This window comes from Massilia luteola, assembly GCF_034420155.1.
GTDB lineage: Bacteria > Pseudomonadota > Gammaproteobacteria > Burkholderiales > Burkholderiaceae_D > Telluria > Telluria luteola.
The window spans coordinates 520,786-543,280 of the sequence record NZ_JAXOFN010000001.1 but is presented as its reverse complement, the minus strand read 5'-3'; the positions used below and the strand labels follow the sequence as shown (position 1 = coordinate 543,280).

Annotated in this window: 27 protein-coding genes; 8 read left to right on the top strand and 19 right to left on the bottom strand. The window is 66.7% G+C overall.

Going from position 1 to position 22,495, the window contains the following annotated elements; genetic code table 11:
* From U9J41_RS02450 to U9J41_RS02405, 10 genes are all read right to left on the bottom strand, one after another.
* Entirely contained in the window at positions 1-1,083 is a 1,083-nt protein-coding gene (locus tag U9J41_RS02450) for an SAM-dependent methyltransferase (RefSeq protein WP_322399995.1), read from the bottom strand.
* On the bottom strand, positions 1,077-2,801 hold the full coding sequence (locus tag U9J41_RS02445; protein ID WP_322399994.1) for an ApeI family dehydratase: 1,725 nt from the start codon (positions 2,799-2,801) through the stop codon (positions 1,077-1,079). Before U9J41_RS02445 ends, U9J41_RS02450 begins: the two co-directional genes overlap by 7 nt.
* Positions 2,794-3,339: a COG4648 family protein gene (locus U9J41_RS02440; RefSeq protein ID WP_322399993.1), complete on the bottom strand. Its 546-nt coding sequence runs from the start codon at positions 3,337-3,339 to the stop codon at positions 2,794-2,796. The genes U9J41_RS02445 and U9J41_RS02440 overlap by 8 nt, the downstream gene beginning before the upstream one ends.
* A gap of 4 nt (positions 3,340-3,343) precedes the next feature.
* Positions 3,344-3,640: an acyl carrier protein gene (locus U9J41_RS02435; RefSeq protein WP_322399992.1), complete on the bottom strand. Its 297-nt coding sequence runs from the start codon at positions 3,638-3,640 to the stop codon at positions 3,344-3,346.
* Positions 3,641-3,649: 9 nt separating this feature from the next.
* The gene (locus U9J41_RS02430) at positions 3,650-3,904 is read right to left on the bottom strand and encodes a phosphopantetheine-binding protein (protein ID WP_322399991.1); all 255 of its coding nucleotides are present in this window, start codon (positions 3,902-3,904) and stop codon (positions 3,650-3,652) included.
* Positions 3,897-4,670: a lysophospholipid acyltransferase family protein gene (locus tag U9J41_RS02425; protein WP_322399990.1), complete on the bottom strand. Its 774-nt coding sequence runs from the start codon at positions 4,668-4,670 to the stop codon at positions 3,897-3,899. Before U9J41_RS02425 ends, U9J41_RS02430 begins: the two co-directional genes overlap by 8 nt.
* The gene (locus U9J41_RS02420) at positions 4,663-5,403 is read right to left on the bottom strand and encodes a beta-ketoacyl synthase chain length factor (protein WP_322399989.1); all 741 of its coding nucleotides are present in this window, start codon (positions 5,401-5,403) and stop codon (positions 4,663-4,665) included. Before U9J41_RS02420 ends, U9J41_RS02425 begins: the two co-directional genes overlap by 8 nt.
* Positions 5,404-5,693: 290 nt before the next feature.
* Positions 5,694-6,113: an acyl-CoA thioesterase gene (locus tag U9J41_RS02415; protein WP_322399988.1), complete on the bottom strand. Its 420-nt coding sequence runs from the start codon at positions 6,111-6,113 to the stop codon at positions 5,694-5,696.
* 42 nt (positions 6,114-6,155) lie between these two features.
* A complete protein-coding gene (locus tag U9J41_RS02410; RefSeq protein WP_322399987.1) occupies positions 6,156-6,926 on the bottom strand; it encodes an alpha/beta fold hydrolase in 771 nt (256 codons plus the stop codon).
* Between the two features lie 7 nt (positions 6,927-6,933).
* Positions 6,934-7,710: an SDR family oxidoreductase gene (locus U9J41_RS02405; RefSeq protein ID WP_056135408.1), complete on the bottom strand. Its 777-nt coding sequence runs from the start codon at positions 7,708-7,710 to the stop codon at positions 6,934-6,936.
* Positions 7,711-7,889: 179 nt separating this feature from the next.
* On the opposite strand from U9J41_RS02405, the gene U9J41_RS02400 reads away from it, so the two are divergent.
* The 3 genes from U9J41_RS02400 (at position 7,890) to U9J41_RS02390 (ending at position 10,341) form a co-directional block, all read left to right on the top strand.
* Entirely contained in the window at positions 7,890-9,566 is a 1,677-nt protein-coding gene (locus U9J41_RS02400; RefSeq protein ID WP_322399986.1) for an electron transfer flavoprotein-ubiquinone oxidoreductase, read from the top strand.
* A 91-nt stretch (positions 9,567-9,657) separates the two neighbouring features.
* Positions 9,658-9,999, top strand: a complete 342-nt coding sequence (locus U9J41_RS02395) for a YciI family protein (RefSeq protein ID WP_322399985.1) — start codon at positions 9,658-9,660, stop codon at positions 9,997-9,999.
* A gap of 75 nt (positions 10,000-10,074) precedes the next feature.
* Positions 10,075-10,341, top strand: a complete 267-nt coding sequence (locus U9J41_RS02390) for a hypothetical protein (RefSeq protein ID WP_322399984.1) — start codon at positions 10,075-10,077, stop codon at positions 10,339-10,341.
* A gap of 75 nt (positions 10,342-10,416) precedes the next feature.
* On the opposite strand, the gene U9J41_RS02385 is transcribed toward U9J41_RS02390, so the two are convergent.
* The 7 genes from U9J41_RS02385 to U9J41_RS02355 all read right to left on the bottom strand — a co-directional run bounded on the left by U9J41_RS02385 (position 10,417) and on the right by U9J41_RS02355 (position 14,636).
* A complete protein-coding gene (locus U9J41_RS02385; RefSeq protein WP_322399983.1) occupies positions 10,417-11,085 on the bottom strand; it encodes an amino acid ABC transporter permease in 669 nt (222 codons plus the stop codon).
* A gap of 7 nt (positions 11,086-11,092) precedes the next feature.
* Complete coding sequence (locus U9J41_RS02380) at positions 11,093-11,905, bottom strand: transporter substrate-binding domain-containing protein (protein ID WP_322399982.1); 813 nt, start codon at positions 11,903-11,905, stop codon at positions 11,093-11,095.
* An 83-nt stretch (positions 11,906-11,988) separates the two neighbouring features.
* The gene (locus U9J41_RS02375; protein ID WP_322399981.1) at positions 11,989-12,420 is read right to left on the bottom strand and encodes a hypothetical protein; all 432 of its coding nucleotides are present in this window, start codon (positions 12,418-12,420) and stop codon (positions 11,989-11,991) included.
* Positions 12,421-12,490: 70 nt separating this feature from the next.
* Positions 12,491-12,949 (bottom strand): metallophosphoesterase family protein, encoded by a 459-nt coding sequence (locus U9J41_RS02370; RefSeq protein ID WP_322399980.1) that lies wholly within the window; start codon positions 12,947-12,949, stop codon positions 12,491-12,493.
* A gap of 4 nt (positions 12,950-12,953) precedes the next feature.
* Positions 12,954-13,229 (bottom strand): DUF378 domain-containing protein, encoded by a 276-nt coding sequence (locus tag U9J41_RS02365; RefSeq protein WP_322399979.1) that lies wholly within the window; start codon positions 13,227-13,229, stop codon positions 12,954-12,956.
* A gap of 111 nt (positions 13,230-13,340) precedes the next feature.
* Entirely contained in the window at positions 13,341-14,003 is a 663-nt protein-coding gene (locus U9J41_RS02360; protein WP_056435769.1) for a YcbK family protein, read from the bottom strand.
* 105 nt (positions 14,004-14,108) lie between these two features.
* Complete coding sequence (locus U9J41_RS02355; protein ID WP_322399978.1) at positions 14,109-14,636, bottom strand: GNAT family N-acetyltransferase; 528 nt, start codon at positions 14,634-14,636, stop codon at positions 14,109-14,111.
* Positions 14,637-14,864: 228 nt separating this feature from the next.
* On the opposite strand from U9J41_RS02355, the gene U9J41_RS02350 reads away from it, so the two are divergent.
* From U9J41_RS02350 to U9J41_RS02340, 3 genes are all read left to right on the top strand, one after another.
* The gene (locus U9J41_RS02350; protein WP_322399977.1) at positions 14,865-15,881 is read left to right on the top strand and encodes a sulfate ABC transporter substrate-binding protein; all 1,017 of its coding nucleotides are present in this window, start codon (positions 14,865-14,867) and stop codon (positions 15,879-15,881) included.
* 236 nt (positions 15,882-16,117) lie between these two features.
* Entirely contained in the window at positions 16,118-17,047 is a 930-nt protein-coding gene (locus U9J41_RS02345; RefSeq protein WP_322399976.1) for a serine hydrolase, read from the top strand.
* Positions 17,048-17,149: 102 nt separating this feature from the next.
* Positions 17,150-17,674: a DUF2939 domain-containing protein gene (locus tag U9J41_RS02340; protein ID WP_322399975.1), complete on the top strand. Its 525-nt coding sequence runs from the start codon at positions 17,150-17,152 to the stop codon at positions 17,672-17,674.
* Between the two features lie 6 nt (positions 17,675-17,680).
* On the opposite strand, the gene motA is transcribed toward U9J41_RS02340, so the two are convergent.
* Complete coding sequence (gene motA, locus U9J41_RS02335; protein ID WP_322399974.1) at positions 17,681-18,541, bottom strand: flagellar motor stator protein MotA; 861 nt, start codon at positions 18,539-18,541, stop codon at positions 17,681-17,683.
* A gap of 214 nt (positions 18,542-18,755) precedes the next feature.
* Between motA and U9J41_RS02330 the strand changes: the two genes are divergently transcribed.
* Positions 18,756-20,270, top strand: coding sequence for an ATPase domain-containing protein (locus U9J41_RS02330; RefSeq protein WP_322399973.1), 1,515 nt, complete (start codon positions 18,756-18,758; stop codon positions 20,268-20,270).
* Positions 20,257-21,933, top strand: a complete 1,677-nt coding sequence (locus U9J41_RS02325) for an ATP-binding protein (RefSeq protein ID WP_322399972.1) — start codon at positions 20,257-20,259, stop codon at positions 21,931-21,933. The genes U9J41_RS02330 and U9J41_RS02325 overlap by 14 nt, the downstream gene beginning before the upstream one ends.
* Here the strand turns inward: U9J41_RS02325 and U9J41_RS02320 are convergent.
* A complete protein-coding gene (locus tag U9J41_RS02320; protein ID WP_322399971.1) occupies positions 21,920-22,468 on the bottom strand; it encodes a DUF488 domain-containing protein in 549 nt (182 codons plus the stop codon). The genes U9J41_RS02325 and U9J41_RS02320 overlap by 14 nt on opposite strands.
* Between the last annotated feature and the right edge of the window lie 27 nt (positions 22,469-22,495).

Genomic DNA, 22,495 nt, shown 5'->3' with positions numbered 1-22,495 from the left:
TCAGCCGTTCTCCGCCCGCACGAAGCGCAGCAGCGAGTGGCAGTAGCCGATGCCGTCGCGCGCCGTCTGCAGTTCGAGGCCCGCCCCGCGCGCGAGGCGGATGTAGTCGCCGCTCTCGTAGACCTTGCTGTTGCCGCTCGCGAGATTGTTGAAGTACGGCGACGTGTTGATCAGGCAGTACGATGCGATGTCGTAGCGCTGGCGGTCCCAGAACGTGTCCATCACGAGCACCTGGCCGCGTGGGGCCAGCGCGGCGGCGACGCGGCGGAAGATGCTGGCGATCGCGTCTTCGGAAAAGCAGCTGAGGAACTGGCTCATCCAGACGAGATCCATCCCGGCCGGCAGCGCAGCCGCATCGTCCAGCATGTCGGTCGGATGCAGCACGGCGCGTTCGCGCAAGCCGGCCGCGGCGAGGTTCCCGTCGAGAACCGCCAGTTGGCCCGGCAGGTCGACGGCGTGCAGCTCGACGGCCGCGTCGAATTCCAGCGCGGCCAGCGCGAACTTGCCCGTATTGGCGCCGATGTCCATCAGCTTGCGCGGCGCTGTCGCGAACACGTCGGGCAGGACGGCCGGGAACGACACGTCGGAATAATAATGATCGAACGCGAGCCAACTGGTGCGCGCCGGCTCGGGCAACTGCGCCAGGCCCTCGTACAGCGTGGGCCAGTCGCCGAATACTTTCAGCCCGAGCGGCCGCTCGGCGTCGAGCGTGCGTTCGAGATCGAACAGCGCCTGGTAGCAGACGTCGTGGTTGAAGTCGATGTTGACCTGGGTGATCGGGTCGGTGAGGATGCAGAAGCCGGCCTTGTCGAGCGCGTAGCGGCCGTCCTCCAGGTAGACGACGCCGGCGGACAGGCAGGTCTCCAGCACGACCTTCAGCACATAGGCGCTCCAGCCGCCGTGCGCCGTCAGGTCGGCGATCGAACGGCCGGTATCGCCGGCGTCGGCCACCGCCTGCAGGATGCCGCGCTTCCACGCGTAGCGCACGCACTGGAACACGACCGGGCCGAAGGCGATCTTCTGGGCGTCGAAACGGGCATCGAATGCGCTCTGGCGCGCGGGCGAAAATTTTTTGTTCAACATGCTTGGTCGGGCCCGGACAGGATGCGACCGCTGGCGTGGGCGCCGGCGGCGGAAAAATAACGGAATGCGAGGCTGCCCTTGGCGGCATCGCGCGACAGTTCGAGCCGCACCGGCTGCTCCGGTCGGATCATCTGCTGGAATTTCAGGGCCTGGATGCCGGCGAAGGCTCCCGCGCAACCGAGGTATTGCGCGCCGTAGCGGATCGCCCAGTCGACCTGCACGACGCCCGGCAGGACGGGCGCCACGGCGAAATGACCGTCGAAGTACAGCAGGTCGGCCGGCACCGTCAGCTCCAGCAGCACGCGCGCGGCATCGCGCTCCAGCACACGCACGGCCGGGTCGCGCGGGCGCGCGGGCGCCGGATCGAGCAGCGCGAGCAGCTGCGCCGCGGTCGTCTTGCCGCGCGCGTCGACAGGCAGCGCGTCCAGGTAACGCCAGCGGCGCGGCAGCGCCACGGCCTCCAGACCGGACGCCAACTGGGCGCGCAGGCGGGCATTGAGCGCGCTCTTGCCGCCTTCGGCCAGCGCCGCGCGGCCGGCATCCGACGGCACCACGAAGGCAGCCAGCACCTGGCGGCCCCGGCCGGCGTCCGGACCGGCGAGCACGCGCGCCTCGCGCACGAGGCCGCCGGCCAGCAGGGCCGCCTCGATAGCGTCGAGCGAAATCCGCTTTTCCTCGATCTTGACGATACGGTCGGCCCGTCCGCGCAGCACGAAGCGGCCGCCATCGGCTTCCTCGACGCGGTCGGCGAGGGTCTGCCAGTCGCCGGTGCCGGCCTGCGCCGAGCGCACGGCGAGCAGGCCGTCCGCGCCGGCGCGCCAGGCGACGCCCGGCAGCGGCGTCCAGCCCTCGTCGGCGCCCGCGGTGCGCTGGCGCCAGGCGATGCCGCCGGTCTCGGAACTGCCGTAGACTTCGATCGGGGCCCTCCCGAGCAGCGCGGCGGCGTGCCGCGCCGCTTCCGTTTCCAGCATTCCGCCGGACGAAAACACGGCGCGCAGGTGCGCGGCCGCGCCGTCCCAGTCGAGGTGAGCGGGCAGCCGCTTCAGGTGGGCCGGGCTGGCCAGCAGGACCGCGGGACGGACGGCCAGCGCCGGCGCCAGCGTCTCGGGAAATTCGTGGCGCGCCGCATGCAGCGGGCGACCGGCGGCGAGCGGCCACAGTATGCGGAACAGCAGGCCGTAGATGTGCTGGTGCGACACGGTGGCGACGACGTCGGCATCGCCCAACGCGGCGCCGAACTGCGCTTCCAGCGCATCCAGTTCGCTGGTCAGCTGGGCGAACCGCTTGGGAATCGGCACCGGCGCGCCGGTGGTGCCCGACGTGAACACGACGAGCGCCGGGAAGTCCGGCACCGGCGCGCGCCAGGCCGCATCCGCACCGGCGCCGTCAGCGTCCGCCGGCACCCGCGGCGCGCAGGCCGCGGGGAAGTCGCCCCAGAACGCGTCGACGCGGCCGGCCAGCGCGGCACAGGTGGCAGGCAGAACGTCGGCGGCGAGCCAGACCGTCTTCCCGGCGAGCCATGCGCCGACGAGGGCGGCCGCGAACTCGAGGCTGTCCTCGTGGTGCAGCGCGACCGGCCCGGTGCCGGCGCGGCGGCCAAGCGCAGCCCAGGAACGGATGCGGGCCAGCAGTGCGGCATGGCGCACCGGCTCACCGGCGCGCCGGCCGGCCAGCGCGTCCGGGGAACGCGCGGCGAGACGGGAGAACAGGTCAGGCATGGTGCAGCCGCCGGAAACGCATCCGCACCAGGTATTCGCCGCCGAACATGGCGCCCATCAGCACGTAGGAAACGACGCCGGTGTACAGCGACCACACGGCTTCCGGCGCGTACAGCGCCGTGAGCAGGGCGATGGCGCCGTTCGCGACGAAGAACACGCACCAGGCCTGCGTCACTCGGCGCGTGTAGCCCACCGCCGCCGGCGGCAGGTCGGGCTCGCGCAGGCGCGCAAAGCGTTCGACCATCGACGGACCGTGCACGAGGCTCCAGCCGAAGGCGGCCAGGAACGCGCCGTTGACGAGCACCGGATACAGTTTGAGGGGCAGCACGGCATTGGCTCCGATCGCGAACGCGGCCAGCGCCAGCGCGGCCACGGCCGACCAGCGCGCCGCCGCGCTCAACCTGAGCGCCGGCAGGCGCGTGGCCACCGCCAGCAACAACAGGCCGGCGAGCCAGCGCGGCGCTATCGTGCCGTGGCAGAACCAGATCGCCAGCGGATAGACGAGCGTCAGCGCACACGCCAGGACGTTCCACGCCATCGGATCAGGCCACTTGCGCTTCGGCCCGCGCTTCCGGCTGCGCCTGCGCCAGCCCGACGAGCGCGTCGACGACGTCGCCGATCGTACGGATGGTCTTGAACACTTCCGGCTGCAGGCGCTTGCCTGTCATCTGCTTGAGCTTCACGGCCAGGTCGACGGCATCGATGCTGTCGATATCGAGGTCGGCGTACAGGTTCGATGCCGGTGTCAGTGCCGCGCGATCGAGTTCGAACATCTCGGCCAACAGGTCCGCGACCCACGTGAACAGTTCATCGCGATTCATTTCGTTCAGGGCTACCATGGCCTTCTCCTACTTCTTGCGGTGGGTTTCGATCATCGATGCGAGCGCGCGCACCGACGCAAAATGCCGCCGGGTTTCCTGCGCTTCCGGCGACAGCGTGATGCCGTAGCGCTTCTGCAGCGCCACGCCGATTTCCAGGGCATCGATCGAATCCAGCCCCAGTCCCTCCACGAACAGCGGTGCATCGCTGTCGATGCCGGCGGGTTCGATGTCCTCGAGCTGGAGGACGTCGACGATCAATTCCTTCACTTCCTGTTCAAGCATGTTGCTGGCCTTTTTCCATAAAATAGTGTTGCAGGTATTCCGTCAGGCGCCGCGCGGCCACGACATCGGACACGCCATGCGCGAGGAAGCGCTCGGTGCCGATGTCGTCCATGACGTCGATGCGAAAGCTGACCCGGCGCGGCGGCACGTGCCACCACTTGTCGCCCTTGCCCAGCGTGGGCGGCTCGCACGAGATGCGCACCGGCGTCACCGGTCGCGCCCCGCGCACGGCGACGTTGGCGGCGCCGCGCTTGAGTTCCGGTGCGCCGCCGCGCGGCGTGCGCGTCCCCTCGGGGAAGATGATCAGGTTGCCGCCCGCGCGCAGCGAGGCGATGCAGTCCTCGATCAGCTCCGGACCGCGGTCGTTGCAGATGTAGCCGGCCGCGCGCACCGGCCCGCGCGTGAACGGATTGCTCCACAAGCCGCCCTTGACGATGCAGTCGGCGTTGCGTACGAAGGCCATCAGGAAGACGGTATCGATCAGCGTCGGGTGGTTGGCCAGGATCAGCTGCCCGGGACGGTCCAGCTTATCGAGCCCGCGCACTTCGTAGCGCAGCACGCCGAGTCCGCGCATGATGCCGACGAATGCACGAAAGCTCAGGCGCACCGTGGCCCGCGCCGCGCGCACCCGCGCGGCGGTATCCGTCACGCACAACGCCAGCAGCGGAAAGACGAGCACCCGCAGCAACAGGCCACCCAGCCCGAACAGGGAAAAACTCAGGCCGGTCGCGAACACACGCCAACCGAGGCTGATCGTGTCAAGCATCGCGGCACCAGGTCCAGCGGCGCTCGGCGGCATGGCGCACGAGCGATGGGGCGTGCGCGAGCTGGAAGCGCAATACGTCCAGCGCGCCGGGCTGGCGCGGCGACGCCGCGGGCCCGGGCTCCGGCTCGATGCGCCATGACAGCCGCACGGGTTGCACACCGGCAGGCACCATCGCCCATGCGAACGCATACGGCTGCTCGTCGCAATCCTCGAAGCCGGCCAGCACGTCCGGCAGCGGTGCATCGCAGGCAACCAGCAGGACCATGTCGGCACCGTCGGCCAGCAGGCCGCAGGCTTCGATCACGGCATGTTCGAGCGTGGCGGGGCCGGCCGCGAGCGCCACGTGGTTGGCGCGGTCGGCGCGCGCGATCGAGAACAGCCCGGCGCTGGCATTGTGGACGGCCAGGCCGAACGCCGTCGGCGACAGCGGCTCGCCGCGCGCCAGATCGTCCAGCAGGCCGACCGCGCGCCCCACTTCGCCGTGGCGCGAACAGAATACGGTCGGCACATCGGTGCGCTGCCCCAGGCATTCGTAGGCGACTTCAAGGGCCATGCGTCCCAACAGGCCGGCGCGCCGACGCAGCATGGCCGGCATGGCGGTCACCTTCGGCTCGTCGCTGGCGGCGAATCGCCATGGCGCGCGCGCCCACGCCTCCCACCGCTCGGGCGAGGCGACGCCAGGCGCCCATGCCGCATGGCGGGCAATGGAAAAGACGACCTCGTTTTCAGACATAAATCACAAGCCAGGGGAAACGCCGCAATCGTGCGACATGGACAAACGGTAATTATTATAATCCCAAGATTTGCCCACCGGAATAATTTAATGCCGCGGATACACCGTTTCGCAACATGCGGTGATCGTCCGGAACTGATCCGGGATGGAATGGATTCGAAGGGAGCGACGCCCGCAGTCGCGGGCGAAACGGCAATATTGCCACGTAAAGACGGGGGAAAGACTCACGAAATGTCACACCGGGCTACCGGTGCCCCGATAAAACATTCGCACAACGAGGGACGACCGGCTCAGCCGGTAGGCAGCATCTCCCGCACCCGCCCCGGCAACGGCACCGATTTCTCGGCCGCGAAATCGATCCACACGACCTTGCCGCCGCCTTCCGCGGCCACCACATCGGCATTGCCGTGCTCGTCGACCATGCGGATCTCGTGCGTGACCTCGAAGCTGGACCGGCCCGCCGGACCGGCGAACGTCCGGACTTCGATCTCGCCCGGGTACTTCAGCTGCTTGATGAAGGTGCAGTAGGCGGTGACGATCACCGGGCCTTCGCCCTGGACGTCGAGGCCGCCCGCCACCTGTTCGAGGAAGGCGATGCGCCCGCTCTCCATGTACCGGAAATACACCGTGTTGTTCACGTGTCCGAATGCATCCATGTCGCCCCAGCGGATGGCCTGGCGCATGGCGTGAACCTGCTTCTTGTCGCTCATTATTGCGTCTGTGTCGTTGCCAAAAGGCGCAATGATACGGTGTCAGGCGCCGGAACGGCAGTTCCCGTCGTAGAGGATGGCCTCGACGATGCGGCAGAATGCCGCCGGATCTTCCAGCATCATCATATGCCCGGCCCTGGGCTGGACGCACACGCGGCGCGCCTGGGACAGCACCCAGTCCGGCACGTCCCAGCCGGCGGCCGACTGTTCGCCGCCGACCAGGTACAAAGGTGCGGCGCGCGCCAGCACACGGCCGACGCAGCCCAGGTAGTCCGGCGCGGCCGTCGTGTCGAGCACGGACTGCGCCATCTTCTGCACCGTCGTGTACGGTTGATTGGCGAGGATCGCGCGCGCCCACGCGACGCGCTCGTCGCTCGCCTCGATGCCGCTTTTTTCCAGCCAGGCGGCCGGCGCCGCTTCCATCGCGCCATATTCCGCGGCCCAATCGGCGTCCGTCAGCGCGGCGATGCGGCCCGTCCAGAACGCATCCTTCAACGTGAAGTTGCCCTCCACGCTGATCAGGCCGCGCACGAGATCGGGCACCATGTCCGCCAGCAGCATCGCGACGGCGCCGCCCACGCTGTGGCCCAGCACCCAGGCGGGGCCGCCGGCGGCCTCGCGCAGCAGGCGCGCGAGCATTGCCGCCTGGTCGGGCAGAGTCAGGCCGGCGTCTTCGCCGCGACGGCGGCCGTAGCCGGCCAGGTCGGGCGTCAACACGTCGACGCCGGGCAGGTAGCGCCGCGGCTCGAAATAGCTCAGCGAGCCCAGCAAGCCATGGACCAGCAGCAGCCGCGGCCGCGCATGCGACGTCATTGCACCGTCATTGCGCCGTCATGCCGTCGTCGGCCGTGATGATGGCGCCGTTGATGAAATGGGCTTCCTCGGCCGCGAGCAGCAACAGCAGGCCGTCGAGGTCTTCCGGCTTGCCGGTGCGGCGGCGCGGCAGCATCTCGATCAGCTTTTTTCCCTGCTCCGTGTCGAAATAATCCTCGTTCATCTCGGTGGCGATATAGCCTGGGCAGATGGCGTTCACGTTGATGCCGTAGCGGCCCCATTCGACGGCCATCGCCTTCGTCATCTGCACGACGCCGGCCTTGCTCATGCAGTACACGCCGATCTGCGGCAGCACGCGCAGCCCCGCGACGGACGCGATGTTGACGATGCGGTGCTGCTTCTTCGGATCGCCCTTGGCGCGCTGGATCATGCGCTTGGCCGTCTGCTGGGCCATGAAGAAGGCGCCGCGCAGGTTCGTGTCCATCACGTAGCCGTAGTCTTCCTCGCTGACGTCGAGCAGGCGCTGCGTCGTCGAGACGCCAGAATTGTTGACGAGGATATCGATCGGCCCCGCTTCCGTCTCGGCGTGGGCGATCGCGGCCTTGATGCTGGCCAGGTCCGTCACGTCCAGCGCCACGACGTGGGCCGCGCCGCCGTCGGCCTCGATCTCGGCGCGCAACTCCTTCAGGCGTTCGATGCGGCGCGACGCCAGCACGACCTGGGCGCCGGCGCCGGCCAGGGCCTTGGCAAAACGCGCGCCCAGTCCGCTGGATGCGCCCGTGACCATCGCAATTTTTCCTTCGAAATTGACTTCAATCCCCACGTTACGCCCCCTATCCCCGAACTAAATTCTGTTGCGAAGTCATAATGATTGCACACTTCACCTATTTCACGCCGATTAGATTGCCGCGTCTAATAGTTGCCCTACAATGGCGCTCGACGTTGCCAACGAGTGCAAAAAAGTGCACACTCGTGCTTAAATTTTTTTAACGACTATAAGACATGACTCAGCCCAACTCCCTCCTCGAAGAATACGGCCCCCGCGAAGCAATGGAATACGACGTGGTCATCGTCGGCGGCGGCCCGGCCGGGTTGTCCGCGGCGATCCGCCTGAAGCAGCTGGCTGCCGACAAGGGCCAGGACGTGTCGGTCTGCGTGCTGGAAAAAGGCGGCGAACTGGGCGCGCACATCCTGTCGGGCGCCGTGATGGATCCGCGCGCGCTGGACGAGCTGTTCCCGAACTGGAAGGAGCTGGGCGCGCCGCTCAACACGGCCGTCACCGAGGACCGCGTGCTGTTCCTCACCGAGACCAAGTCGTACGCGACGCCGTCGTTCATGGTGCCGAAAGCGCTGACGAACCACGGCAACTACGTGATCTCGCTGGCCAACGTCGTGCGCTGGCTGGGCCAGCAGGCGGAGGCACTGGGCGTCGAGATCTTCCCGGGCTTCCCAGCCGCCGAGATCCTGTACGACGACGACGGCGCCGTGAAGGGCGTCGCCACCGGCAACATGGGCGTCAACCGCCACGGCCAGCCGACCGACGCATTCCAGCTGGGCATGGAACTGCATGCGAAATACACGCTGTTCGCCGAGGGCTCGCGCGGCCACCTCGGCAAGCAGCTGATGGCAAAGTATGACCTGAACAAGGGCAAGGACCCGCAGACCTACGGCATCGGCATCAAGGAACTGTGGGAAATCGATCCGGCCAAGCACCAGCCCGGCCTCGTGATCCACACGGCCGGCTGGCCGCTGGACAACGACACCTACGGCGGTTCGTTCCTGTATCACCTGGAAAACAACCAGGTCGCGGTCGGCTTCGTCGTCGGCCTGTCCTACCAGAACCCGTATCTGTCGCCATACGAGGAATTCCAGAGCTATAAAACGCACCCGGCCATCCGCCACTTCTTCGAAGGCGGCAAGCGCATCTCGTACGGCGCGCGCGCGATCACGGCCGGCGGCCTGCAGTCGCTGCCGAAGACGGTGTTCCCCGGCGGCGCGCTGATCGGCTGCGACGCGGGCTTCCTCAACACGAGCCGCATCAAAGGCAGCCACGCCGCCATCAAGACAGGCATGCTGGCCGCCGACGCCGCCTATGCCGCGTTGACTGCCGGCCGCCAGCATGACGAGCTGGCGAGCTATCCGGCCGCGTTCGAGCAGTCGTGGCTGCACGAAGAACTGCACGTCGCGCGCAATTTCAAGCCGTGGATGAGCAAGGGGCTGATCACCGGCACGATCATGGTCGGCATCGACCAGATCGTGTTCAAGGGCAAGGCCCCGTGGACCCTGCACCACAAGCATGCCGACCACGAATGCCTGCGTCCGGCGGCCGACTTCAAGCCCATCGCCTATCCGAAGCCGGACGGCAAGCTGACGTTCGACCGGCTGTCGTCCGTGTTCATCTCGAACACGAACCACGCGGAAGACCAGCCCGTGCACCTGACGCTGAAGAATCCGGATATCCCCGTCGAGGTCAACCTGGCCAAGTTCGCGGGTCCGGAACAGCGCTACTGCCCGGCCGGCGTGTACGAATTCGTGAAGACGGACGAGGGCCGTGACCGCCTGCAGATCAACGCCCAGAACTGCGTACACTGCAAGACGTGCGACATCAAGGACCCGACGCAGAACATCGTCTGGGTCACGCCGGAAGGCGGCGGCGGGCCGAACTACCCGAACATGTGATGATCGAAACGGCGGAGCAGTCCGCCGTTTTCACTGGATCGTCGCCAGTCCCACCTTTCGTACGCGAAACGTCACCATCGAGGATCGAATCATGACGAAATTCCTTGTCTCCTTCCCTGCGAGTGCGATGGATGTTCCCGCCGAGGACATGCCGGCTGTCAGCGATGCGGCGCATGCCGTGATTCGCGAGGCGAAGGCCGCCGGGGTCTATGTGTTTGGCGGCGGCATCAACGCCGAGGTCGAACCGGTCATGGTTGCGGCGGATGGGCGCTGCACGAGCGAGACGTACCGCCAGACGAGGGAATTCGATGGGGGCTTTTGTGTGCTCGAACTGCCGACCAGGGCGGTTGCCGTGCACTGGGCGGCCAGGATCGCTGCGGCCTGCCGCTGTGCGCAGGAGCTCCGCGAGTTCCATTACGACCCCGAAAGCTGAATGGCGCCGGCCGGTCATTCGCGATGGGGTCCCGATCTTCCTTTTTAGTCCAGTTAAATAACACAAGAGCAGACGATGAAAAAAACCGACCTGGCCAAGAGCGATGCCAAGAAATTGATGAACCAGATGGGCGCGAAGGGCGCCGCCTTCGGTGCAACGGCCGGCGCACCCGCGCCTGACCGGCGCCAGCAGCGCGAGCGTGACCGCGCGCTGGGACTGGTGCCGTTTGCCGTGAAGCTCAACGGCGACCTGGCGAAGCAACTGCAGGCGCTGAGCAAGGAACGCGGCGTCGACTTGAGCGAGCTGGTGGCGGAGCTGCTGCAAAAAGGCTTGTCCGTTTGAACGCATAAGCCTGGCACCCGCGCGTCCCGCCCTGCGCGCGGGTACCGCCCCATCACCAACGCCAACACAGCGTTTTCAGTGATGCGCGCGGTTGAAATGGCGCTCCGCGCGGCGCTGCAGGGCCTCGAAGACCAGGCTCAGCAGCCAGTACACGACGGCCGCCGCCACGTACAGCGGCAACGGCCTGAACGTCACGGAGATCACCTCCTTGGTCGCCAGCATCAGCTCGCTGACGGTAATGACGGACACGAGGGCCGTGTCCTTGATCAGGCTGATCAGGGTGTTGCTCATCGCGGGCACGGCCATGCGCAGCGCCTGCGGCAGGATCACGAGGCCGAGCGTCTGCGGGTAGGTCAGCCCGAGGCTGAAGCCGGCATTCCACTGCCCCCGCCCGACGCCGAGTATGGCCCCGCGCAGGCTCTCGGACAGGTACGCGCCCGCATTCAGCGACAGCGCCAGGATGCCGGCCGTGACGGGCGTGAATTCGATGCCGATGCCGGGCAGGCCGTAATAGATGACGAACAATTGCACCAGCAGCGGGGTGCCGCGGAACGCGCTCACGTACAGCGCGGCCGGCCAGCGCAGCGGCGCCCAGGGCGCGACGCGCAGCACGGCCGTGGGAAAACCCAGCACGAGTCCGCCCACCATCGACGCCAGCGCGAATGCGACCGTGGTGCCGGCGCCCTTCGCCATCACGGGCGCCGCGTCGCGCAGCAGCTCGACGAGTTCGGTCAGCGCGGCCATGACGCCGTCACGGCGCGCGGGTGGCGTCGGTGCCGAACCACTTGAGCGACACTTGCTTCAGGCTGCCGTCGGCACGTGCGTCGTCCAGGGCCTTGTCGATGGCCGCGTGGAATTTCGGATTGCCCTTGCGGAAGGCGATGCCCATGCGCTCGACCTGCCCCACGCGCGCGCCGGCGCGGATCGGCAGCTGCGAATTCTTCAGCAGGTATGCCACCATCAAGCTGTCGTTGAGGGCGGCGTCGATGCGGCCGAACGCGAGGTCCTGCAGGTTTTCCGGCGCGGCCGGATAACTCTTGACCACGATGCCGGGCACGGCGCGGACCTGCTGCTCGAACACGCTGCCCTGCCCCACGCCGACGGCCCGCCCCTTGAGGTCCGCCAGGCTCTTGTACGCCGTCTCTTCATTGCGGCGCACGATCAGCTGGGGCGTGGAATAGGTATAGGGCTGGGAGAAATCGAACGCCTGCAGGCGCCGCGGCGTGATGCCGACCTGGCTGACGATGACGTCGTACTTGCCGGCGCCGAGACCCGCGAGGATCGCCGCCCATTCCGTCGTGACGAATTCCGGCTTCACGCCCAGCCGGGCGCAGACGAGTTTGGCGACGTCGACGTCGTAGCCGGCCAACTGCCCCGTCTTCCCATCCTTGAAATTGAATGGCGGATACGTGCCCTCCAGTGCGATGCGGAGTTGGCCGCGCGCCTTGACGCTGTCGAGCAGGTCGGCCGCGCGGGCTGATGCGGACAAGGCCGCAAGGCCCAGGGTCAGCGCCGCGGCGGACAGCAGCGCGCGCCGCGTGGTATTCGGGAATCCAGTGTGCATCGGCTCAGCTCTTCGTTCGGGACAGCGCTGATTTAACACCGAATCCCGACTATGCGCAAAGGAAATAGTGTCGTAAATATATGTTAAAAGTGTCGACGAGCGTGCTTGCCGAAGTTGTGGCCCGTGACGATCAGCGAATGCTCGACGAGCGTGGACAGGCCCAGCAGCAGTTGCACGAGCTTGTCGTCCGGCAGCACCCAGATGGTGCCGGACGGCTGTTCGGCGCCCGTCGCCGCCATGATGAGGGGCGCGATCCAGCCGGCGTCCGGCTCGACGTCGAGGATCACGGCATCCGCCGTCGTCTGCATGTAGACGTCACCGCCGGGCGCGAGGCGGAAGCGCACGCCGACGCCCGTCTCCTGCGGTCTGACGAGCTCCTGCATGCTGCGGTTGTGCTCGTCGATCCACAGTTCGACGTCTTGCGGCGTCTCCAGCGGCGTCCACGGGACGGGGCGGAAACGGGGACGTTCGGCGCTGTCGGCCGCGCGGTCGTTGGTGTTCTGGTCAGACGTCATGGATGGGATCGATCAAGCTTGAGGACGGCGCGTATGCTACGGCATTTCCGGCGCCGCGGCCAGAACACGCTTACGGGATGAGCGTCACGAGCCGCGCACGGACGGCGTCGCCTTCGATGAAGAGCTCGGCGGCCGCGATCGGCAGCGTGAAGCGGCGCCGTCCGGCGCTGCCCGGATTCACGTACAGCACGCCGTCCCGCTCGACGCACGCCGGCCGGTGCGAATGGCCGGACACGACGATCCGCACGCCGGCCGCACGCGGGTCGATGGCGAGCAGCTTGAGGTCGTGGATCGCAAACAGCGTCACCTGCCCGAAGTCGACGCGGGCCGTCTCCGGGATCGCCTGCGCCCACGGCGCCGTGTCGTTGTTGCCGCGCACCACCGTCAGCGGCGCGATGGCCGCCAGGCGCTCGAGGATCTCGGGGCTGCCGATGTCGCCGCCATGGACGATGTGGTCGGACCCGTCGATGAAATCGAGCGCCTCGGGGCGCAGCAGGCCGTGCGTGTCGGAAATCAGGCCGACGCGCATGGGCTCAATGCCCGTGGCGACTCATCTTGATCGCGGTATAGATCGAATACAGGGCCGCGAGGCCGACGACGACGTACACGACGCGGCTGGCCGGGCTGCCCGGACCGAACAGCGTGGCGACGACGTCGACGTCGAGCAGGCCCACCATGGCCCAGTTCAGGCCGCCGATAATCAGGAGCACCATCGCGGTGTAATCGAGCCCGGACAGCGCCGTCGTGCCTTCGCGCAAGGCGGCACGCCGTTCGGGCAGGTGCCGGCGTTCCATCGTGGGTGCGTTCATGGTTGCCATCATGTCCTCCTTCGTGAAAAGGTTGGTGTGCTCACGATAGCAAAAACGCGGGAATGCGCGCGCCGCCTATCCGCCCGGGAATCCGGCGGCGCCGAAGGGTGCTCAGCCCTTCCAGGTACGGTTGAGGCCCGTGTCCGTATGGATCCAGCCGCCTTTCGGGCCGCCGCGGTAATAGAAACCGACACCGCCCTTGCGGAAGCTCTTCACGAGCCCGCCCAGCACTTCCTCGGTGAGGCCGGCGATGCGGACGTCGGCCGCCTTGCCGGACATGTGCAGCGACTGGCGCGCGGCCGGCACGCCCTGCTCGATCAACCGGTTGTTGGACGCCGGTGTGCGGTAGCCGGACAGGATCTCCAGCGGCCGGTCGAGGCCGTAACGCGCGACGAAGGCCTGCGACGCCCACAGCGTCTCGATCAGCTTGGGATCGATGGGAATCGACGCCTTGCCGTTGACGTCGCGCAACAGATGGCACAGTTCCTGGTAGGCCGAGTCGATCACCTCGCCATCCTTCCAGTACATGACGCTGGCGCGTTCGCCGCTGGCCGGACGGACCACGGACAGCGTGCGCGGCTTGACCCAGAAGTCGATGTCGAGGAGCTGGGCATCGAACAGGTCCGGGGGCGGTTCCAGGTCCGTGCCGGGGGCGTCAAGCTGGTCGCGGCCCGACGCGGCGCGGGCCGCGTGGGCGTCGATGGCCGGGACGGCGACGAGTCCCAGTGCGGTCAGGCGCAAGCCTTGGTGAAGAAAATCTCTGCGGGAAGCCATAACGAACTCATCATTGCAACCCGACTACTATAGCGCAAGCGCACGCCGGAAAAAAGATGAGTTCACGTTATGTAATGTTAAACAACAATCAGAGCATGACGCAGCTCATTGGCTGCAATTGCAAAAACGCTTGCGCGCCGGCACCGTTTCGGCGTCGAGATGCTTCCACAGGAAGTCACATTCGAGGCCATAGCAGGCCTTGTCCTTGCCCGCGTTGACATAGCCGAGGCGCTCGAAGAAGCCGCTGGCGGAGCCGGGGCTCTGCATGTACACCTTGCTGATGTTCCAGGCGCGCGCCTGCGCTTCCAACGCGTCCAGCAGCGCCCGCCCGACGCCGTTGCGCAACAGGTCCGGCCGGACATAGCACAAGGGCACCTTGCCGGCCTGGTTCAGCAATGCGAAACCGACCACGTCCCCCGCACCGGCCGCGCCGCCCTCCGCCACGACGGCGAAATTGCTGGACGACGACAGCCAGCCGAGCACGTTCTGGGTCGTCTTGTTGCCTAACCATGCCTGCAATATCTCGGGACGCCCGCCGTGGTCAAGCACGCAGCCCTCCTCGATCGAACGGCGCAGCAGCTCGCACACCGCCGGCGCGTCATTCGGTGTTGCGTGGCGAATTTCGATACCCATTGTTTTTCAGCATCAACCTGGAACGAACGATGATTCAACGGACCGGTAGCCGGCCCGAACAGCAAAGGCCGGACTATAACCCAAACGCGATTTACCTGCTTTGCGCGGGCTCCAAACGTATGCATGCGTCATATGGCGTCTAAGCATATGATAAAAATGTACTTTTGTTTTGCTATTTTTTAACTGATCATCCATCACCCCAAGAGAGTCTTTACAAGGAAAAACAACATGGCGATCCCATCCGTTTCCTCGCTGCGTCGCGCATTGCTCGCGCTGACACTCGGCAGTGCCGTGCTGCCGTTCACTGCCCAGGCCGCCGGCGTCGAACTGCTGAACGTGTCGTACGACGTGGCACGCGAGTTGTACAAGGACATCAATCCGGCCTTCGTCGCCGAGTGGAAAAAGACGACCGGCGCAACCATCACGATCAAGCAATCGCACGGCGGCTCCAGCAAGCAGGCGCGCGCCGTCGCCGACGGCCTGGAAGCGTCCGTCGTCACGATGAACCAGGCCAACGACATCGACATGCTGGCCGACCGCGGCCTCGTCGCGAAGGACTGGGCGAAGAAATTCCCGGACAATGCCGCGCCCTACTACTCGACCATGGTGTTCCTGGTCCGCAAGGGCAATCCCAAGGGCATCCACGACTGGGCCGACCTCGCCAAGCCGGGCGTGAAAGTCGTCATTCCGAACCCGAAGACGGCCGGCAACGGCCGCTATACCTACCTGGCGGCATGGGGCTCCGTGATCAAGAAGGGCGGCAACGAAGCGCAGGCGCGCGAACTCGTCGGCAAGATCTTCAAGAACGTGCCCGTGCTGGACGCCGGCGGCCGCGCCGCCACCACCACGTTCACGCAGCGCCAGATCGGCGACGCGCTCGTCACGTTCGAGAACGAGGTGAACCTGGTCCGCGCCGAGTTCGGCAACGACTTCGAAGTCGTGTACCCGTCGATCTCCGTGCTGGCCGAGTCGCCCGTGGCCGTCGTCGACAAGGTCGTCGACCGCAAGGGCATCCGCAAGGAAGCCACCGCCTACCTCAACTTCCTGTATTCGGAAACGGGACAGGCCATCGGCGCGAAGCATTATCTGCGCGTGCGCAACGAAAAAGTCATGAAGCAGTTCGCAGCGAACTACAAGCCGATCAAGTTGTTCACCGTGGATGAGGTGTTCGGCGGATGGCGTGCCGCGCAGAAACGACATTTCGACGATGGTGGTGAATTCGACAAAATCTACCAGTCAAAATAAGACACATTAGAAAATTCCGTTCAAAAAGAAGGCCCTGCGGCAACGCGGGGCTTTTTTTTCTTGTAGAATCTTTCCGGTGGACTCGATATTTCACTAAGGGACATGGACATATGTCAATCTTTAGTGCTATCTTTCAACTTTATTTGTTGCTGTATAGCTAGACGCTATCTGCCAACCCGACGCTGATGTTCCGCCGCCGTCCGGCGCCCGACCATTAACCGTACAAGACACCATCCATGATCAAAAAATTTCTCGCTGCCGTAGTGATGACGATCTCCAGCGCAGCGGCCCTCGCCGTGCCGTTCGGATCGCAATCCGTGCTCGTCGTCGAAGACGACACCGGCAAAGTGCTGTTCGAAAAGAACGCCGGTACCGTCGCGCCGATCGCTTCGCTGACCAAGCTCATGACCGCCATGGTCGTGCTCGATGCCCACCAGGACATGAACGAGCCGATCGAGATCGAGAAGGAAGACGTCGACATGCTGAAGCACAGCTCGTCGCGCGTCCCCGTCGGCGCGACCATTCCGCGCCGCGACGTGCTGCAGCTGGCGCTGATGTCCTCGGACAACCGCGCGGCCGCCGCGCTGGCGCGCACCTACCCGGGCGGCATCGAGGCCTTCCACGGCGCGGTCAACCGCAAGATCGCGGCACTGGGCATGACCCAGACGGTCCTCGAGGAGCCGACCGGCCTGAGCCCGCACAACCGTTCGACGGCCGCCGACCTCGTCAAGATGGCCACCGCCGCCTCGAACTATCCGGAAATCACCCGCATCACGACGTCGCCCAAGGACTTGATCAACATCAAGGGCCGTGAAGTCGAGTACCACAACACGAACCGCCTCGTCGGCGCGAAGGGCTGGGACATCGGCCTGTCGAAGACCGGCTACACCCAGGAAGCGGGCCGCTGCCTGATCATGCGCATCAAGGCTGCCGGCAAGAACGCGACCATGGTGCTGCTGAACGCGGGCGCGTCGTCCGTGCGCTTCCTGGACGCCCTGAACATCCGCCGCCACGTGCTGGGCGACGCCGGTCCCGTCTCGACGCGCGCCGAATCCCCGCGCGTGCGCGCTTCCGCCGGCGGCCCGCGCATCCGCGCGTCGGTCGGCGGCAGCACCCGCCACGGCCGCAAGCACGTGACGGTGACGCGGCATCGCCGCCATCACTGAGCGAGCGGCAGGCCGATCACGCGAGGCCGGGACGGGCGACCGTTCCGGCCTCGTCGTTTGTATCCGCTATCATGGCGCTTTTCCAAAAGCAAAGATTTCATGATGAACCGCACCCGAGCCCTCGCCGCCGGCGCCCTCCTCGTCGCCCTCGGCACCAGCGCCGCCAGCCCGTGGTGGACGCTGCACCGCCTGCAATCCGCCGTCGCCCGCCGCGATGCCGGGGCCGTGTCCGCGCAAGTCGACTTTCCCGCCCTGCGCGCCAGCGTGAAAGGCCAGTTGCTCGCCGCGATGGGCCGGGATGGCGGGGAGACCAAGGGCGACAATCCGTTTGCCGCGATCGGCTCGGCGTTCGCGCTGGCCCTCGTCAATCCCCTCGTCGACGCGGTCGTGTCGCCGGCCGGCGTCAGCGCCATGGTCGAACATGGCCGGATCGAGATCGCGAAGCCGGAGCGGGCACCGGAAGCCGCCGCCCCTGAACCGGTGCGCGAGACGCCGCGCTATCGGCTGGCCTACCGCGGCTTGAATCGCTTTGCCGTGACGGCGCAGGACGGCGGCAGCTTCGTCTTCCGGCGCGCCGGCCCGTGGAGCTGGAAACTGGCCGGCATCGAGATGGCGCCGCGGCGCTGACGCCGGTCAGCGCGACTTCAGCTGCCGCACATGGCCTTCCAGTTCGGCGAAGGTCGGGCGCTCGGTGGCCGAGATGACCTTGCGGCCGAATTCCACGGCGATCGTCGGCGCGTAGCCGTTCATCGACGCCAGCAATGTTACTTTCACGCATTGCAGCGCCTTGGCGGCTTCCTGGTGGCGCCTGTGCAGCAGGCTCGCGAGCGGCGCGACGAGGCCGTACGACAACAGGATGCCGAGGAAGGTGCCGACGAGCGCGGCCGCGATCAGGGCCCCCAGCTCCGCCGGCGGGCGGCCGATGGCGCCCATCGTGTGCACGACGCCCATCACGGCCGCCACGATGCCGAACGCGGGCATGCCGTCCGCCAGCTTGTGGATGGCCTGCACGGGAATGTCGGCGTCTTCCTGGTAGGTCTCGATCTCGTTGTCCATCAGGTTTTCCAGCTGGTAGCTGTTCATCGTGCCCGACACCAGCAGGCGCAGATAGTCCGTCATGAATTCCAGCAGATGGTCGTCCAGCAGGATGACGCGGTATTTCGTGAAGATGGCGCTTTCGTAGGGCGCGTCGATCTCGTTCTCGAGCGCCATCAACCCTTCGCGGCGGACCTTTGTCAACAGGTCGAACATGAGCGCCATCAACGACATGTACAACTCGCGCGTGTAACGCGAGCCATGGAACAGCATCGGCATGCTCCGCCACGTGAGACCGATGGCCTTGCGGTCGTTGGCGATGACGAACGCGCCCAGCGCGCCGCCGAAGATCATCAGCAGTTCGTAAGGCTGGAACAACGCGGCCAGGTGCCCGTCCTGCAGCACGAAGCCGCCGAACACGGCCAGCAGCACGATCACGAAACCCACGACAATCAGCATGATACCGCTCCGATAACTTTTTCCCAGATCGCAACTTTAACATTGTTGCCGCTGGGAAAGCAAAGCCGGGCGCAAAAGTCGGGCGGAACTGGGGGGCGGTCCTTGTTCGCGCCGAGGGTCGGCGGGTTGGTCTTATAATCGAACTGTCGTGTCCATCGCGACCGTCATCGCGCCCGCCCGGGTGCGCTCCACCGCCTTTTTCGGATGTGCCCGTATGTTTGAACCGTCGCCCTTTCCTGCAGCACCACGCAAGCTTACCCGCCGCATATCGACCGGCGTTCCCGGCCTGGACGACATCCTGGGCGGCGGCCTGACGGCCGAGCGGGTGTACCTGATCGAAGGCACGCCGGGCACCGGCAAGACGACGCTCGGCATGCAGTTTCTGCTCGACGGCGCCGCCAAGGGCGAAGCCGGGCTCTACATCACGTTGTCGGAAACGGCGGACGAGTTGATGGCGGTGGCCGACAGCCACGGCTGGTCGCTCGACAAGCTCGCGATCTTCGAGCTCGCCAGCGACGAGGCGCTGGACCCGGACACGCAGCAGTCGATCCTGCATCCCGCCGAGATCGAACTCGGCGAAACGGCGCGTGGCGTCATGGAGCAGGTCGACAAGATCAAACCGGCGCGCGTCGTCTTCGACAGCCTGTCCGAAATGCGCCTGCTGGCCCAGAACCCCTTGCGTTATCGCCGCCAGATTTTGGCGCTCAAGCAATTTTTTGCGTCGCGCGCCTGTACCGTGCTCATGCTCGACGACAAGACGAGCCAGTCCGACCAGCACTTGCACAGCATCGCCCACGGCGTCGTCTGCCTGGAACAACTGGCCAAGGAATTCGGCAAGGAGCGGCGCCGCGTGAACGTGATGAAAATGCGCGGCATCGCGTTCCGCGGCGGCTACCACGACTACATCCTGGACACCGGCGGCATCCGGATCTTTCCCAGGCTGGTCGCGGCCGAGCACAGCGCGGAGTTCAGGCCGATCACGCGCTCGACCGGCTCGCGCGGCCTCGACACCCTGCTCGGCGGCGGCCTCGTGTCCGGCACCAATACGCTGTTCGTCGGGCCATCCGGCGTCGGCAAGACGACGGTGGTCGTGCGCTGCATGCTGTCGGCCTTGAACCGGGGCGAGCGGGCGTCCTATTACCTGTTCGACGAGGGCTTGGGCACGTTCTTCGCCCGCGCCGCGGCGCTCGGGCTCGACCTGCGGCCGCACCTGCACACGGGCCTGCTGACCGTGCGCCACATCGATCCGGCCGAGCTGGCGCCGGGCCAGTTCGCCCAGATGCTGCGCGATTCCGTGGAGATCGACGGCGCGACCTTCATCGCCATCGACAGCCTGAATGCCTATCTTCAAGCCATGCCCGGCGAACAGTTCCTGACCCTCCAGATGCATGAATTGCTCGCCTACCTCAACCAGAAAGGCGTCACCACCGCGCTGATCCTGGGCGAGCACGGGATCATCGGCGAGGGAGCCCGCGACGTCGATCTCAGCTACCTGAGCGATGCGACGATCCTGCTGCGCTACTTCGAAGCGGGCGGCCAGCTGCGCCGCGCGATTACCGTGGCCAAGAGCAGGACGACGAGCCACGCGCTGACCATCCACGAACTGTTGCTCGGCCCCGCCGGCATCGAAGTCGGCGCCGCGCTGGAAGGCTTCGAGGGCGTGCTGACGGGCCTGCCGACCTATCGCGGGGCAACCCCAATGTTGGTCGCCACCGATGCCAACGGCTGACCGCCGCGAACAGCGTGTCCTCATTGTCGCGCCGCACGGACGCGACGCCGACGTCATCGCGGGCGTCGTCGCGCGCGACGGCGTCGATTGCGAGGTCGTCGCCAATGCCGACGACCTCGTCGATGCGGTCGACCAGGGCGCGGCGGCGGCCATCGTCTCTGAAGAGGCGCTGTCGCCGCAGGCGTTGACGCGCATCGCACAATGGCTGGGCAAACAGGCCGCCTGGTCGGATTTCCCGTTCGTCGTCCTGCTGGCCAAGCGCTTCGGCGCCGCGCCCGCGCAGCTGAAGACGACGCTGGCCGCGCTCGGCAACGTGATCCTGCTCGAACGCCCGCTCAGCGCGGACACCCTGGCCACGGCGGCGGGCTCGGCCCTGCGGGCGCGCCGGCGCCAGTACCAGGCGCGCGAGGTGCTGGCGCAGCGCGAAGCCGTCGCCGACGAGCTGGCGTCGCTGAACGCGAACCTGGAAGCGCGCGTCGACGAGCGCACCTGGGCGCTGGCGCGCGCCAACGACCGGCTCACGGCGGAGATCATGGAGCGCGAGCGCGCGCAGCAGGCCATGGCGCAGGCGCAAAAGCTCGAGTTTCTCGGCCGCTTCACGGGCGGCATCGCGCATGACTTCAATAATTTGTTGAACGTCGTCCAGGGCAATATGGAACTCATCAATATGTTTTCGCGCGAAGACTCGACGCGGGCACGTGCGAAGACGGCACAAGCCGCGTGCCGGCGCGGCGCCAAGCTCACCAGCCAGCTCCTGTCGTTTGCGCGCAACCAGTTGCTCGACCTGCGCCCGCTGGCCGTCAAGACGCTGTTCGAGAACGTCGAGGAACTCGCGAAACCGATCCTGGGCGCGGGCATCGAACTCACGGTCGCGGCCGGCGACGACGTCGACGCCGTGCTCGCGGATACGAGCCAGCTGGAGATGGCGTTGCTGAACCTGGTCATCAATGCGCGCGACGCGATGGCCGGCCACGGGCGCATCGACGTGCGCGCCACGCGCGCGCAGCCGCCCGCCGGCACGCTGCCCGCGGGCAGCTACGTGTGCGTGACGGTGTCCGACAACGGCCCCGGCATGTCGCCGGAAATCGCCGCCAAGGTCTTCGAACCCTTCTTCACGACCAAGGGCGTCGGCAAAGGCACCGGGCTGGGCCTGAGCCAGGTCTACGGCATGGCCCAGCAATCGGGCGGCGGGGCCTTCATCCACAGCGCGCCCGGCAATGGCGCGACCGTGGCGATCTGGCTGCAGGCCGCCCAGGGCGACGCCGCCGGCGACGGTGCTGCCGCCATCGACCGCCAGGGGCTGGCCGGCCTGAAGGTGCTCGTGGTCGAGGACGACGGCGACGTGCGCGCGGGCATCGTCGATGCGCTGCTGGCCCTCGGGTGCGACGTGTCGCAGGCGGGCGGCGGCACGCAAGGCCTCGCCGTGCTCGCGTCCGGCGAGCCGGGACTGCTGTTGACGGATTACCTGATGCCCGACATGACGGGTGTCGAACTCGCCGTGCGCGCGCGTCAGCTGTTCCCGCGTTTGCCCGTGCTGGTGGCGACGGGCTATGCCGACATGGGCGCCATCGAAAACGCGATCGGCACCCATGCCGTGCTGCGCAAACCGTTCCAGCTCGCGGACTTGAGCGCGGCCGTCGCCCGCGTGGTCAATCCAGGCTGAGCTGTCCCTGCGGGTCCGGCTCCGGCGGATACGTGATGCGCAAGCCCTCGACGTGGGCGAACGGCGTCAGCTTGTGCGGACGGCGCTGGCGCGCATCGATGATGTCGTCGACCGGCACACCGCGCACCAGCAGCGCGTCGGCCACGAGCGAGCGGTGGCAGCGCCACGGCACCGCTTCCGCGCACATCAGCACGCACGACGTGGCGCGCCCCAGTTCGATGACGGCATCGACGTTGGCCGCGAATTCCTCCGTCTGCATGTAGTCGGCGTAGCCGCGGAACGATTCGTTGCGCCAGCCGGCGTTGGGCGAATCCTTGTGCGGCCGGCGCAGGCCGCCGAGGCCTTTCATGTACCGGTATTCGATGCCGGCGGCGGCCAGCGAGGCCGCGAGCTGGTCCTGGCCGAACTGCGGATTGTGGCGCGATTTCGGCACCGTGCGGATGTCGAGCAGGCAGGCGATCCCGTTCTGGCGCAGCAGCCCGATGAAGTCGGCTATCGTACGGTTCGAATGGCCGATGGTGCAGACGGGTTCCATGCGCATCCCTCGCGGTCGTTGAGCCTC

Bases quoted from the DNA above. Each gene is read 5' to 3' on its own strand.
- U9J41_RS02450 (WP_322399995.1), bottom strand. From the start codon at position 1,083: ATGTTGAACAAAAAATTTTCGCCCGCGCGCCAGAGCGCATTCGATGCC.
- U9J41_RS02445 (WP_322399994.1), bottom strand. From the start codon at position 2,801: ATGCCTGACCTGTTCTCCCGTCTCGCCGCGCGTTCCCCGGACGCGCTG.
- U9J41_RS02440 (WP_322399993.1), bottom strand. From the start codon at position 3,339: ATGGCGTGGAACGTCCTGGCGTGTGCGCTGACGCTCGTCTATCCGCTG.
- U9J41_RS02435 (WP_322399992.1), bottom strand. From the start codon at position 3,640: ATGGTAGCCCTGAACGAAATGAATCGCGATGAACTGTTCACGTGGGTC.
- U9J41_RS02430 (WP_322399991.1), bottom strand. From the start codon at position 3,904: ATGCTTGAACAGGAAGTGAAGGAATTGATCGTCGACGTCCTCCAGCTC.
- U9J41_RS02425 (WP_322399990.1), bottom strand. From the start codon at position 4,670: ATGCTTGACACGATCAGCCTCGGTTGGCGTGTGTTCGCGACCGGCCTG.
- U9J41_RS02420 (WP_322399989.1), bottom strand. From the start codon at position 5,403: ATGTCTGAAAACGAGGTCGTCTTTTCCATTGCCCGCCATGCGGCATGG.
- U9J41_RS02415 (WP_322399988.1), bottom strand. From the start codon at position 6,113: ATGAGCGACAAGAAGCAGGTTCACGCCATGCGCCAGGCCATCCGCTGG.
- U9J41_RS02410 (WP_322399987.1), bottom strand. From the start codon at position 6,926: ATGACGTCGCATGCGCGGCCGCGGCTGCTGCTGGTCCATGGCTTGCTG.
- U9J41_RS02400 (WP_322399986.1), top strand. From the start codon at position 7,890: ATGACTCAGCCCAACTCCCTCCTCGAAGAATACGGCCCCCGCGAAGCA.
- U9J41_RS02395 (WP_322399985.1), top strand. From the start codon at position 9,658: ATGACGAAATTCCTTGTCTCCTTCCCTGCGAGTGCGATGGATGTTCCC.
- U9J41_RS02390 (WP_322399984.1), top strand. From the start codon at position 10,075: ATGAAAAAAACCGACCTGGCCAAGAGCGATGCCAAGAAATTGATGAAC.
- U9J41_RS02385 (WP_322399983.1), bottom strand. From the start codon at position 11,085: ATGGCCGCGCTGACCGAACTCGTCGAGCTGCTGCGCGACGCGGCGCCC.
- U9J41_RS02380 (WP_322399982.1), bottom strand. From the start codon at position 11,905: ATGCACACTGGATTCCCGAATACCACGCGGCGCGCGCTGCTGTCCGCC.
- U9J41_RS02375 (WP_322399981.1), bottom strand. From the start codon at position 12,420: ATGACGTCTGACCAGAACACCAACGACCGCGCGGCCGACAGCGCCGAA.
- U9J41_RS02370 (WP_322399980.1), bottom strand. From the start codon at position 12,949: ATGCGCGTCGGCCTGATTTCCGACACGCACGGCCTGCTGCGCCCCGAG.
- U9J41_RS02365 (WP_322399979.1), bottom strand. From the start codon at position 13,229: ATGAACGCACCCACGATGGAACGCCGGCACCTGCCCGAACGGCGTGCC.
- U9J41_RS02360 (WP_056435769.1), bottom strand. From the start codon at position 14,003: ATGGCTTCCCGCAGAGATTTTCTTCACCAAGGCTTGCGCCTGACCGCA.
- U9J41_RS02355 (WP_322399978.1), bottom strand. From the start codon at position 14,636: ATGGGTATCGAAATTCGCCACGCAACACCGAATGACGCGCCGGCGGTG.
- U9J41_RS02350 (WP_322399977.1), top strand. From the start codon at position 14,865: ATGGCGATCCCATCCGTTTCCTCGCTGCGTCGCGCATTGCTCGCGCTG.
- U9J41_RS02345 (WP_322399976.1), top strand. From the start codon at position 16,118: ATGATCAAAAAATTTCTCGCTGCCGTAGTGATGACGATCTCCAGCGCA.
- U9J41_RS02340 (WP_322399975.1), top strand. From the start codon at position 17,150: ATGAACCGCACCCGAGCCCTCGCCGCCGGCGCCCTCCTCGTCGCCCTC.
- motA (WP_322399974.1), bottom strand. From the start codon at position 18,541: ATGCTGATTGTCGTGGGTTTCGTGATCGTGCTGCTGGCCGTGTTCGGC.
- U9J41_RS02330 (WP_322399973.1), top strand. From the start codon at position 18,756: ATGTTTGAACCGTCGCCCTTTCCTGCAGCACCACGCAAGCTTACCCGC.
- U9J41_RS02325 (WP_322399972.1), top strand. From the start codon at position 20,257: ATGCCAACGGCTGACCGCCGCGAACAGCGTGTCCTCATTGTCGCGCCG.
- U9J41_RS02320 (WP_322399971.1), bottom strand. From the start codon at position 22,468: ATGGAACCCGTCTGCACCATCGGCCATTCGAACCGTACGATAGCCGAC.